The sequence below is a fragment of the Eudoraea sp. genome (assembly GCF_039969275.1).
In the GTDB taxonomy this organism is placed as follows: domain Bacteria; phylum Bacteroidota; class Bacteroidia; order Flavobacteriales; family Flavobacteriaceae; genus Eudoraea.
Window position 1 is genome coordinate 502,481 of sequence record NZ_JBDVOC010000007.1, and the last position, 12,668, is coordinate 515,148.

The 12,668-nt window shown below is 37.7% G+C and carries 9 protein-coding genes; 5 read left to right on the plus strand and 4 right to left on the minus strand.

The genetic code is table 11. The annotated features are described in order from the left end of the window. Positions 1–2 precede the first annotated feature (2 nt). Positions 3–524: an N-acetyltransferase family protein gene (locus tag ABJH90_RS06805; protein WP_348137811.1), complete on the plus strand. Its 522-nt coding sequence runs from the start codon at positions 3–5 to the stop codon at positions 522–524. Between the two features lie 37 nt (positions 525–561). On the opposite strand, the gene ABJH90_RS06810 is transcribed toward ABJH90_RS06805, so the two are convergent. From ABJH90_RS06810 to ABJH90_RS06820, 3 genes are all read right to left on the minus strand, one after another. After that, on the minus strand, positions 562–2,373 hold the full coding sequence (locus tag ABJH90_RS06810; RefSeq protein ID WP_348137813.1) for a lysophospholipid acyltransferase family protein: 1,812 nt from the start codon (positions 2,371–2,373) through the stop codon (positions 562–564). 86 nt (positions 2,374–2,459) lie between these two features. Further along, positions 2,460–3,713, minus strand: a complete 1,254-nt coding sequence (locus ABJH90_RS06815; RefSeq protein ID WP_348137815.1) for an aspartate kinase — start codon at positions 3,711–3,713, stop codon at positions 2,460–2,462. Continuing rightward, on the minus strand, positions 3,710–4,189 hold the full coding sequence (locus ABJH90_RS06820; protein ID WP_348137817.1) for a GNAT family N-acetyltransferase: 480 nt from the start codon (positions 4,187–4,189) through the stop codon (positions 3,710–3,712). Before ABJH90_RS06820 ends, ABJH90_RS06815 begins: the two co-directional genes overlap by 4 nt. A gap of 113 nt (positions 4,190–4,302) precedes the next feature. On the opposite strand from ABJH90_RS06820, the gene fbp reads away from it, so the two are divergent. Next, positions 4,303–5,313, plus strand: coding sequence for a class 1 fructose-bisphosphatase (gene fbp / locus ABJH90_RS06825; protein WP_348137819.1), 1,011 nt, complete (start codon positions 4,303–4,305; stop codon positions 5,311–5,313). Between the two features lie 23 nt (positions 5,314–5,336). Here fbp and ABJH90_RS06830 read toward each other — a convergent pair whose 3' ends face one another. Continuing rightward, positions 5,337–5,759, minus strand: coding sequence for a TerB family tellurite resistance protein (locus ABJH90_RS06830; RefSeq protein ID WP_348137821.1), 423 nt, complete (start codon positions 5,757–5,759; stop codon positions 5,337–5,339). A gap of 233 nt (positions 5,760–5,992) precedes the next feature. Here ABJH90_RS06830 and ABJH90_RS06835 point away from each other — a divergent pair, with 233 nt between their 5' ends. The 3 genes from ABJH90_RS06835 to mfd all read left to right on the plus strand — a co-directional run bounded on the left by ABJH90_RS06835 (position 5,993) and on the right by mfd (position 12,582). Beyond that, positions 5,993–8,461, plus strand: a complete 2,469-nt coding sequence (locus ABJH90_RS06835; RefSeq protein WP_348137823.1) for a ligase-associated DNA damage response DEXH box helicase — start codon at positions 5,993–5,995, stop codon at positions 8,459–8,461. A 73-nt stretch (positions 8,462–8,534) separates the two neighbouring features. Then, on the plus strand, positions 8,535–9,167 hold the full coding sequence (gene pdeM / locus ABJH90_RS06840) for a ligase-associated DNA damage response endonuclease PdeM (RefSeq protein ID WP_348137825.1): 633 nt from the start codon (positions 8,535–8,537) through the stop codon (positions 9,165–9,167). A gap of 55 nt (positions 9,168–9,222) precedes the next feature. Then, positions 9,223–12,582 (plus strand): transcription-repair coupling factor, encoded by a 3,360-nt coding sequence (mfd, locus tag ABJH90_RS06845; RefSeq protein WP_348137827.1) that lies wholly within the window; start codon positions 9,223–9,225, stop codon positions 12,580–12,582. Positions 12,583–12,668 lie beyond the last annotated feature (86 nt).

Genomic DNA, 12,668 nt, shown 5'->3' on the forward strand with positions numbered 1-12,668 from the left:
AGATGTCCATAAACCATTTAACGAAGCCCGACTTCCTAATTAGGAAAATGTCCGAGGCTCATTGGCCGGCAGTTGCTCAAATTTATAAGCAAGGCATTGATACGGGTTTTGCAACATTTGAGAAGGAGGTTCCCTCCTATGAGCAATGGAACAGAAATCATATTTCAAGATGCAGATTAGTTGCATTAAGAGATGATAAAGTCGCAGGATGGGCAGCACTATCCCCGGTCTCTGGCAGGTGTGTTTATGGTGGTGTTGCCGAGGTAAGTGTTTATGTAGCAGAAAAAGCAAGAGGTTTCGGTCTTGGTAAACTTCTTATGGAAGAACTTATTCCCGCTAGTGAAAAGGAAGGTTTCTGGACTTTACAATCTGGCATTTTTCCGGAAAATAAGGGTAGCATCAAACTTCATGAGAAAGTAGGATTTCGATATTTGGGTAAACGCAAAAGGATAGGCCAGTTGGACGGGGTTTGGAAAGACAATTTACTATTTGAAAGACGAAGTAAAACTGTAGGTATAAATTAAAAGGTTTTTGTAAACGATTTGAAGAGAAGGGATTAAATTAGGAAGTCTCGCTATTTTCAGTAAGTTTTCTTTCCAACTCTGCCTGAAATTCCTCCATCACAGGCCTTACCGTACTCTCTGGCAAGTCTGCTATTTTTATATACATCAAGCCGTCTACCGAATTATTAAATAACGGGTCAACATTAAATGCTACTACCCTGGCATTTTGTTTAATATACTTTTTTATAAGTACTGGTAACCTAAGGCTGCCGGGTTCAACCTCATCAATTAAACGGTCAAATTTATTGAGATCTGCCTCCGTTTCATCAAATATAAAATCCTTATCCGCATCATTTAATTTCACTTTAAATTCTTTTTTCGGCCTGATATATTGTGCTACATATGGATCCCAATAGTTTGATTTCATAAATTCTATCATAAGGGATTTGGAGAAGTTTGAAAATTGGTTGCTTATACTAACACCTCCTATTAAAAATTTATGTTCAGGATGTCTTAGCGTGGTATGAACTATTCCCTTCCAAAGCAAAAACAAAGGCATTGGTTTTTGCTGGTATTCCTTAACAATATAGGCGCGGCCCATTTCAATTGACTGGCGCATCATTCCGTACAGTTCAGGTTCAAACCCAAACAGGTCCTGTAGATAGAAACCATCAATCCCGTAGTTCTTAAATATCTCGGAACCCATCCCCATTCTATAGGCACCTACTATTTTTTTTTCATCGTTATCCCATAAGAATAAATGGTGATAATAATAATCAAATTTATCCAGATCGATAGAATTATTGGTGCCCTCGCCTATTGCCCTGAATGTAAGTTCTCTTTGTCTTCCTATTTCCTTAAGAATAAAAGGCATATCTTTTTCCTGGGCCAGGAATACCTCATAATTCTTACTTTGCAATAAACGACAATCCTTCTCTCTTAATTTTTCTAATTCGCCTAGTATTACCTCTGTCCTTATTTCCCCTGCTATCTTTCTTGGAGGTTTTGGTATTTTTAAAGAGGTGGGTATCTGATCTATCAAGCGTTCTTTTTCATACGCATTTGCGAGCATATATGTTTTTTTACGCAAAAGTTCTGAAAACTCCTCCAGGTTTTCATATTCCTTCTGCGATTTCACGCTAATGGGTTGCCCTATCCTTACTTTGATGGCCCTGTTTCTTTGAGTAGTAACTTCAGAAGGTAATTTGGCTGTCCTGAAAATATCGTTGAACTTAGATAAATGATAGAATAATTTACTGTTTTTTGCATGGAAATAAATGGGGACAATAGGCACCTCAGCTTTTCGAATAAGTTTTAAAGATGATTCCTCCCAGGGTTTGTCAACTATTAGTTTCCCATCTTTATATGTAGATACTTCCCCTGCCGGGAATATCCCCAGGGGGTGTCCATCCCTTAAGTGGCTTAAAGCACTTTTGAAACCGGCAATACTGCTTTGGGCATCTTTGTGGTTTTCGAAAGGATTCACAGGCATGATATATTGAGCCAGTGGTTCTACCCTGTGAAGTAAAAAATTAGCAATAATCTTGAAATCGGGTCTTTGTCGCAACATTAACTTCAGCAATAAAACCCCATCAATTCCTCCCAGCGGATGATTGCTAATAGTTATATAGGCCCCCTCCCTGGGTAATCGTTTAATATCATCTTCCGGAATTTCAAAGTTTATTTCATAATGTTCCAGGATGGCTTCGAGGAATTCAGGTCCTTCCAATTGTTTATGCTTGTCATAAAACTTATTAATGTCTGACAATTTGGTTAACCTTACCAGGATCCATCCCATGAATGTTCCGAAAAAACCATACCGCTGGAGATTTATTGCTTTGGTAACTTCTTTAATGGTAACTAAACCCATAGATTGTGTAACTATATATGAGTAAATATAGGAAAATCACTGAGAGAGCACCCCAATTTTAACATAGGAAAAAAATCCCTTTTTGTTTATTCCTTTACTACTAATTGCAAAGTTTCTTTACCGCGTTGTTCCAAAAGAACATCTCTTCCATTTTGCAATGATTTTATGGCGTCTGTATTAAAATGTCGAATGGTATACAAAGAAACGTCTTCCTGACAGATTACCTTAAACTTACCAGATAGTTGATCCAATAAATCATTAAGCCGGTTAAACTTATTATCTACACAAACGGAAAAACTAATTGCGGAATTTTGAATAAGGTCTACCTTCATTTTATAATCATGAAGCAATTTAAAGAGGTCACCTATACTGTCCTCAACAATAAATGAAAAATCCAGGGATGAGAGTTTCATCAACACCTGGTTCTTCTTAACGATAAAACAAGGTATTTCAGGTTCAATCTTTATACCTTTGCCAACTGTAGTGCCGGTATCTTTAGGATTAATAAACGATTTTACGTGCAGTGGTATTTCCTTTCTCTGCAGTGGCTGTAAGGTCTTGGGGTGGATTACAGATGCCCCATAAAAAGCCAGTTCTATAGCCTCGCGATAAGATATTTTGTTTAAAAGACTTGTCTCTTCAAAATACCTCGGATCTGCATTAAGAACTCCGGGTACATCTTTCCATATTGTAACAGAATTGGCGTTGAGACAGTAGGCCAGAATGGCAGCAGTATAATCAGAACCTTCTCTGCCAAGTGTTGTGGTAAAATTATTATCGTCACTAGCCAAAAACCCCTGTGTGATATATAATTTATTCTTTTCTACACCCTCTGAAATTAACTGTTGTGTTTTTTCCCAGTTTACCCTCGCATCTCTATAGTTGTCATCAGTCTTTATAAAATCTCGAATGTCCATCCAGGAATTATTTATACCAACTTCATTTAGGTACATACTCACTATGGTAGTTGAAAGTAATTCCCCATATCCTACTACCTGGTCATAAACAAAACTGTAATTAGGAGATTTGTTCCAGGCTAAAAAGCCTTGTACTTCTTCAAAAAGAAGAGCAACCTTTTGATAAACCGGATGCTTTTTATCTTCAAATAAGTCCTCCAGTATAGTTTGGTGATACAAGACTACTTCCTCAAAAGCATTTTTTAATCCCACCTTATTATCAAAATACGCTTTAACTACAGCCTCCATTGCATTGGTCATTTTTCCCATTGCCGAAACCACTAAAAAGGTGTTCTGATGTCCTGTCTCCTCAAGGACCTTAACTAAATTTTTGATTCCTTCAGCATCTTTAACAGATGCTCCTCCAAACTTAAATACTCTCATAACTTGCTTAAATATTCCTGAATACCTCTTTCATCTAAATGCACCACATCCCAATCGCGCAATACCCTGGCTCCTTTCTTTTCATAAAAATCAATGGCCGGTTCATTCCAGTCGAGTACATCCCACGATATACGTTTAACGCCCAAATTCGCTCCAAATTTTACAACCTCATCAAGCAGGGCCGTACCAAGGCCACTTCCTCGGAAGGCTTCCGAAACAATTAAATCTTCCAAATGTATCACAGGACCTTTCCAGGTTGAATACCTGGGATATATCAATGCCATCCCTCCAACCCTGTTATTCATTACCCCAACGAAACAATGAAATAATTTCTCATTAACAAATCCGTCATTTACCAGACCCTCTGCTGTCATCTCAACGGCATTCGCTTCTTTTTCGAATCTTGCCAGTTCTTTTATTAATTCCAAAACTGCCGGCATATCCTCTGCCACTGCTTTCCTTATTTGATATTCCATAACTGTTACAAATCAAACACAAAGTTATAAATTTAAAATATTATGCGTTTACGAAAACCTTATAGTTTAACAAAATAACCGATATTTGTACTCAAATAAAACAACCTTCCTTCATGGATAAAAAAAATAAAACTCTTGGTGAATTCGTCATTGAAAATCAGACTTCATTCCAATACTCTTCAGGGGAATTTTCCAGACTGATAAACGCCATAAGACTTGCCTGTAAGGTAGTAAACCATGAGGTTAATAAGGCAGGACTTGTAGATATCCTCGGAGCGGCAGGAGACACGAATATCCAGGGTGAAAATCAGCAAAAACTTGACGTACTTGCAAATGAAAAATTTATTCAGACCTTAAAAAACAGGGAAATCGTTTGCGGTATCGCATCGGAGGAGGAAGACGATTTTATAAGCATTAATAGCCATGATGAAAAACATCAGAATAAATATGTTGTCCTTATTGATCCTTTAGATGGTTCTTCTAATATTGACGTAAACGTTTCTGTGGGTACCATCTTCTCAATATACCGAAGAATTACTCCTGTTGGAACCCCTGTTACCCTTGAAGATTTTCTTCAGCCAGGCATTAACCAGGTAGCGGCAGGTTATATAATCTATGGCACCTCAACTATGCTCGTATATACTACCGGACATGGTGTTAACGGTTTTACTCTAAATCCGGCCATAGGTACGTTCTATCTTTCTCATCCGGATATGCAGTATCCGGAAACGGGTAAAATATATTCGGTGAATGAAGGTAACTATATTCATTTTCATCAGGGAGTAAAGGATTATATCAAATACTGCCAATTAGAAGAAGATGACAGACCATACACTTCAAGATATATTGGTTCTCTGGTTTCAGATTTTCACAGAAATATGATAAAAGGGGGTATTTATATGTACCCAAAAAGCAGCGTTGCTTCTAATGGTAAATTACGGCTTCTCTACGAATGCAACCCTATGGCCTTTATAGCAGAGCAGGCAAATGGAAAAGCCAGTGATGGTTTTACAAGAATTATGGAAATACAACCAACAGAATTACACGAACGTGTACCTTTCTTCTGTGGCAGCCCTAAAATGGTAGAAAAAGCGGAGGAATTTATGGCCCTACAAAAAGGGTAATTCTTTCGATTTTTATTTATTTCCTAATGCTTTAGGATATACAGATAATCATCAAAATTAAACCTTCCATTAAATATGGCTACGGACTTTTCTATTATGCGGTTGGCCTTTTTAACTGGAAATCCCAATCCTATAGCGTATTTCTTTAGCAAGACCATTTCTTCATCGTCAACCATATGATCCACATATATCAATTTAAATAGATCGTATAAGCGTTCAAGGCGTTCTTCTAAACTGTTTGAAGGAGTTATGGGATATTTGTTAGATTTCTTCATAACTTCTCTATATTCCTCATTGGAAATATCAAGTTTAAGGGCAAAACGGTCTAATAGACCTTTTTCTTTAGGATTAACTTCGCCATCAGCTGCAGCAAGGGATGCTAAAGAGGCAAAATGTGCTAAATTTCGACGATGTTCACTATGAAAGTATAAATCTATTATAGCCATAAAACAGTACTGATTTAAGCTGTAAAGATACTTTTTTTAAAGGTTATACTTTTAATAAATATTCAAAATATTTAACAAATCTCTTCAAATTGGGATTCTATATTCCTGATTGGTTTCTAAGAGAAATTTGTAAATTCACTAAGCTATCCGCAGGCTCATTTTGTGTTGAAAGCAAAATCTCATGCAGGAAAGGAATAACCCCCTATAAAAGATCAAAAGCCAGAAAGGAAAGAATGACAAAAAAACAACTTTATAATCTGGCAGAAGATTGGTTTAGGCAACAAGATTGGAAGCCTCACCCATTTCAACTAAAAACCTGGTCAGCCTTTTTAAACGGAAAACACGGTCTTCTAAACGCTCCTACCGGGAGTGGTAAGACCTATGCATTGTGGTTTCCTATAATCCTGAACTATATCAAAAATAATCCTGATTATAAGACTAAACATAATAAAGGACTTAAAGCAATCTGGATTACCCCCTTAAGGGCCTTGTCGCAGGAAATTAAGCAATCTGCAGAAAGAGTAATACAGGATCTGGATACTCCACTTACCGTAGGTATACGTTCAGGAGATACTTCAACTTCCGAAAGGGCCAGGCAACGGAGAATTATGCCCGACCTGCTTATCACCACCCCAGAAAGTCTGCAATTGCTTTTAGCCACAAAAGGATATGATACAATTTTTAAGAACTGTTCTGCGATTGTGGTAGATGAATGGCATGAATTGCTGGGTACCAAACGAGGCGTACAAACAGAACTAGGATTATCACGACTTAAGGGAATTGCAAAAGATATACGTATTTGGGGTATTTCCGCTACGATTGGCAATCTTGAGCAGGCCCGGGAAGTACTTTTGGGTCCGGAATCTTCTGCTCACCAAAATTCTGTGCTTATTAAAGCAAATCTCAAAAAAAAGATCACCGTAAAGAGTATTATTCCCAAAGAGATGGAAACTTTTCCCTGGCGGGGCCATTTGGGCCTGCGCTTGCTTGATGAAGTTATTCCCATAATAAATAATAGCAGAACAACCCTACTATTTACGAATACCAGAAGTCAATGTGAAATTTGGTTTCAAAAAATCCTGGAAAAACATCCGGAATTGGCCGGCGAAATTGCTATGCATCACGGAAGTATTAATAAGGAAACAAGGCAATGGGTAGAACAAGCCATAAGAAATGAAAGTCTAAAAGCTGTGGTATGTACTTCCAGCCTGGATCTTGGAGTAGATTTCGCCCCTGTGGAAACCGTAGTTCAAATTGGTGGTCCTAAAGGAGTTGCAAGGTTTATGCAAAGGGCGGGAAGAAGCGGTCACAGACCGGGAGAAGAAAGCATTATATATTTCCTTCCTACCCATGCTATTGAGCTTGTGGAAGCTTCCGCGCTGAAAAAAGCTGCAGAAAAGAAAGCAGTTGAAGACAGGATCCCCTATCTAAATAGTTTTGATGTACTGGTCCAATACTTAATAACTCTTGCAGTCTCAGATGGATTTTTACCGGAGAAGATTTTTCCGGAAATTAAGCAAACCTTTTGTTATCAAAGCATCACAGTCGATGAATGGCACTGGCTTTTAAACTTTATTGTTTTGGGCAGTCAAAGTTTGCAGTCCTATGACGAATACAAAAAGGTAGAGGTGGATGAAAATGGAAAATTCAAAGTTACCAATCGTGGGGTTGCCATGAGGCATAGGTTTCAGATAGGTACCATTGTTAGCGATGCAAATATTACTGTTCGTTATCAAAAAGGAGGCTATATAGGAACCATTGAAGAATCTTTTATTTCCAAATTAAAGCAGGGTGATGTTTTTACCTTTGCAGGGAGAAATCTTGAATTTATTCGCATAAAGGAAATGCAGGCTCAGGTGCGAAATTCATCCAAAAAATCCTCCAAGGTCCCGGCATGGATGGGTGGTAGATTAACACTATCTGCACAGATGTCAAAATTATTGAGAGAGGAACTTTATTCAGTTCAATTGGACCCAAAAGATCAGTCTCCTGAGATTAGGGCGCTAAACTCCATCTTTACCAGACAGCAATTGGAAAGTATTGTCCCTAAACCCGATGAATTTTTAATAGAGACCTTTCAAACTCAGGAAGGTTACCATCATATTTTTTATCCCTTTGAAGGCCGGTTTGTACATGAGGCGATGGGCAGTTTACTGAGTTACAGAATTAGCCTGTTATCTCCGATTACTTTTTCCCTTGCTTTTAATGACTATGGCTTTGAACTCTTGTCGGATAAAGAAGTGGATATGCAACAGGTTCTTGATAACAATTTATTTACGACCTCATACTTGATTGATGATCTTCAAAAAAGTTTGAATTCAACCGAGATGGCGCGTCGAAAGTTCCGTGACATTGCGGTGATTAGTGGAATGGTTTTTACAGGATACCCGGAAAAAGGTATCAAAATGAAGCATTTGCAGAGTAATTCGCAACTTTTATTTGATGTTTTCAGGGATTATGAATCGGATAACCTATTGTTTCAGCAGGCGTTCAGAGAGACTTTTGAGCATCAGTTGGAGGAAGGTCGTTTGCGAATTGCTCTGGAACGTATTGCCGGGCAAGACATCGTGTGGAGGTCTTGTACCAGTCCTACACCCTTCTCATTCCCATTAATCACGGACAGATTGAGGGAAAAACTATCCAGCGAAAAGCTGGCGGACCGTATCAAAAGAATGGCGGCCATTTTAACCAAAAGCAAATGAAAGATCAGTGAAATGGCAATTCGAATAAGAATTCATTTATCTCATAAATATTACATTCTCTATCTTTGAAAAGATGACCCAAACCATTCAAATTCAAGATCAGAATTTCATCCTGCATCCAAGTGGCACCCTTTTTTGGCAGGAACAGGCCATCCTTCTGATCAGTGATGTGCATTTGGGTAAAATCTCCCATTTTAGAAAATTCGGTGCAGCAGTACCTCAGAGTGCCATTTACAAAAATTTTGAATTACTCGATTCAACTATCGCATTTTTTAATCCCAAAGTGGTTTGTTTTTTAGGTGATTTGTTTCACTCTTCTTTAAACCGGGAATGGGAACTCTTTGAAAAATGGGTTAAGAATTCTGAGTTGAAATTTATTTTAGTCAGGGGCAATCACGATATTATTTCACCTCTGAGATATGAGCGAATTGGAATTCAGGTAGTATCAGAGTTAACCTCAGAAAAATTTCTGCTCACTCATCATCCGGAAGAGCGACAAGGATATTTCAATTTTTCAGGTCATATTCATCCGGCAATTAAGCTTAGAGGTAGAGGAAAACAATCACTTCGCCTTCCCTGTTTTTTCAAGACTCAAGACCAATTAATACTTCCTGCATTCGGCAAATTTACAGGAACTTACACCATGAAAAAAGCGGAGAAAGATGAAGTTTTTGCCATTGCGGATGACATTATTATAAAAATTTGAGCCAAATCTTGGTCTGCCATACATTCAGCATTTATATTTGCAAAAAATTTAACGGTTGACCAAATCTTCATTGCAGCAACTGTATGCACAGTCTCCTCAACTCAGGAAACTGCAGGATTTTATTGTCCAAAACCGGCCGAATATTACTTTAAATGGCCTTAGCGGATCTTCTTTTTCCTTTATAACCTCTGCAATCTTCAATAAAATAGACCGACCTTTTCTCCTGGTTTTGAATGATAAAGAAGAAGCCGCATATATACTTAACGATCTTGAACAACTCATAGGTGAAAAGGATGTGCTCTTCTATCCGGGAAGCTACCGAAGGCCCTACCAAATTGAAGAAACCGATAATGCTAATGTATTACTTAGGGCCGAAGTTTTGAACCGCATAAATTCTCGTAAAAAACCTGCCGTTATCATTACCTACCCCGATGCGCTTTTTGAAAAAGTTGTCACCAGAAAAGAACTGAGCAAAAACACCCTGAAAATAAATAAGTCTGATACGCTTTCATTGGACTTTCTAAATGAAGTGCTTTTTGAGTACCATTTCAAACGGGTCGATTTTGTTACTGAGCCTGGTGAATTCTCTGTACGCGGTGGTATCCTGGATGTTTTTTCCTTTTCGCATGATGAACCCTACAGAATAGAATTTTTTGGTGATGAAGTAGAGAGTATCCGGACTTTTGACGTAGAAACCCAATTATCAACCGACCAGGTTAACAGGATTAGAATAATTCCCAATGTTGAAAAAAAACACCTCAATGAAAGTCGTGAAAGCTTCCTGAAATATATTAGTGCAGATACCGTCATATTCTTAAAAAACCCTGAATTAATATATAACAGGATTGATTTGTTTTTTGAAAAAGCGCAAAAGGCATTTGTAGAACTCAATTCTGACATAAAACAATCAAAACCCGAAGAATTATTTACTAATTCCAACTTGCTTAAAGAACAATTAACAAGTTTTACCCTTGCTACTTTAGGTGGTTTTGATAATATTCCAAATTCTGAGCATTTAGATTTTAATACTACACCTCAGCCTTCTTTCAACAAGAAATTTGATTTACTTATCACTAATCTCAATGAGAACAACCTCCAGGGTTATGAAAATTATATTTTCTGTTCTTCGGAAGTACAAACCAGAAGGTTCCATGACATTTTTGATGAAGTAGATGAAAATGTACATTATAAAACAAAAGTCTTTCCATTATATCAGGGTTTTATAGACCATGACCTCAAGGTTGCATGTTATACAGACCACCAGATTTTTGAGCGCTATCACAAATTTCATTTGCGAAATGGTTATGCCAAAAAACAGGCCATTACCCTAAAAGACCTCAACAAACTGGAAATAGGCGACTATGTTACCCATATAGACCATGGGATAGGCAAATTTGGAGGGCTTCAAAAAATTGATGTAGAAGGCAAAAAACAAGAGGCCATTAAATTAATGTACGGTGAGCGCGACATTCTTTATGTAAGTATTCATTCATTGCACAAGATCTCCAAATACAATGGAAAGGATGGAGCTGTCCCTAAAATTTACAAATTAGGATCTGCAGCCTGGAAAAAACTTAAACAAAAGACAAAGTCGAGAGTAAAGAAAATAGCCTTTGATCTTATTAAAGTATATGCTAAAAGAAGACTGGACAAAGGATTTCAATACGCACCAGACAGCTACCTGCAACTGGAGCTGGAAGCCTCTTTTATTTATGAGGACACCCCCGATCAAGGCACTGCTACAGAAGATATCAAAAAAGACATGGAAAGTGAAAGGCCTATGGATAGGCTGGTTTGCGGCGATGTTGGGTTTGGAAAAACTGAAGTTGCCATAAGGGCGGCATTCAAGGCGGCAGAAAACGGAAAACAAGTGGCGGTGTTGGTACCTACCACTATCCTTGCCTTTCAACACCACAGAACATTCTCCAAACGATTGAAAGAAATGCCGGTTAAAGTAGATTATCTCAACCGATTCAGAACTGCAAAAGAGAAGCGTATAATTCTTGATGAATTACAATCAGGCAAAATAGATATCATTATAGGCACACATCAATTGGCTAGCAAAAATGTTCAGTTTAAAGACCTGGGATTGCTTATAGTTGACGAAGAACAAAAATTCGGAGTAGCAGTAAAAGACAAATTAAAATCAATAAAAGAGAATGTAGACGTTCTTACGCTTACGGCTACTCCTATTCCAAGAACGCTGCAATTTAGTTTAATGGCGGCGAGGGATTTATCTGTTATAAACACACCACCGCCAAACAGGTATCCAATTGAAAGTCATGTAACACAATTTAATGAAGAAGTAATACGTGATGCCATATCCTATGAAATTCAAAGAGGCGGGCAAATATTTTTTATTCACAACAGAATAGAAAATATTAAGGAGGTTGCAGGAATGATACAGCGGTTGGTGCCTGATGCAAAAGTAGGTATAGGCCACGGCCAAATGGAGGGCAGGAAATTGGAAACTTTGATGCTGGCTTTTATGAACGGGGAATTTGATGTGTTGGTCTCTACTACCATTGTAGAAAGTGGTTTGGATGTGACAAATGCTAATACCATCTTTATTAATAATGCAAATAACTTTGGACTAAGTGATCTGCATCAGATGAGGGGACGTGTTGGCCGAAGTAATAAGAAGGCCTTTTGTTATTTTATTACACCCCCATATGAGGTAATGACTCCCGATGCAAGGAAGCGAATTGAGGCATTGGAACAGTACACCGCATTGGGAAGTGGTTTTAATATAGCAATGAAAGACCTGGAAATTAGAGGTGCAGGAGACCTGTTGGGGGGCGAACAAAGTGGATTTATAAACGAAATTGGCTTTGAAACATATCAGAAAATATTGTCCGAAGCTATTGAGGAATTAAAAGAAAATGAATTCAAGGACCTTTATGAGGAAACTGAAGGAAAGGAAAAAATATTTGTAAAGGATACACAGTTAGATTCAGATTTTGAATTACTGTTCCCCGATGATTATATTAATAACACCACAGAACGATTAAACCTTTATACCGAATTAAATACCCTTAAAACTGAAGAAGAACTTCAAAAATTCGAGTCTCAACTACTTGACAGATTTGGCGCGTATCCAACACAGGTAGAGGATTTGCTAAACTCAGTACGAATCAAGTGGATTGCCACTGGTATTGGATTAGAAAAAGTAGTTTTAAAAAAAGAAAAACTATTGGGCTACTTTATTTCAGATCAGGAGTCTGCCTTTTTCCAAAGCCCGGAATTTTCAAACGTTCTTACCTATGCACAACAGCATAATGAAACATGTACACTTAAAGAAAAACAAACCCGTAACGGGCTTAGGCTACTTTTAATTTTCGATCATATTAAATCTGTAAATAAAGCCCTGGAAGTACTTCAACCATTGTCAAAAAATCAGAAGATAGTTATTTAAATTTAATCTAATATTCGCTAACAAGCTTCTAGAGTAAATTCCCGGAGATGCTTCCCTGAAAAGAACTTACAGCTTTTTTTTTAATA